This is a genomic window from Marinobacter sp. UBA2688, assembly GCF_002352785.1.
Classification (GTDB): Bacteria; Pseudomonadota; Gammaproteobacteria; order Pseudomonadales; family Oleiphilaceae; genus Marinobacter; species Marinobacter salarius.
Genome location: NZ_DELU01000012.1, coordinates 1 through 236, shown reverse-complemented (window position 1 = coordinate 236; position 236 = coordinate 1). Strand labels below are relative to the sequence as shown.

Annotated in this window: 1 protein-coding gene; it reads right to left on the bottom strand. The window is 66.5% G+C overall.

Annotated elements, in window-relative coordinates; all coding sequences use genetic code 11:
- On the bottom strand, positions 1-236 hold a 236-nt coding region (gene pgk, locus B3M52_RS07170), incomplete at both ends, for a phosphoglycerate kinase (protein WP_286749283.1).

Here is a 236-nt window from a genome sequence, read left to right as displayed (position 1 = left end):
GTGTTGGCGATGCCGCCACCGACGATGATGGAGTCGCAGACTTTTTCCAGGGCGTTGAGCACGTCCAGTTTGGTGGATACTTTGGAGCCGCCGACAATCGCAACCACGGGCTTGGCCGGGTTATCCAGGGCTTTGCCGAGGGCTTCCAGCTCTGCGGCCAGCAGCGGGCCAGCGCAGGCTTCCGGGGCGAAGCGGGCAACGCCATGGGTAGAGGCCTGGGCGCGGTGGGCGGTGCC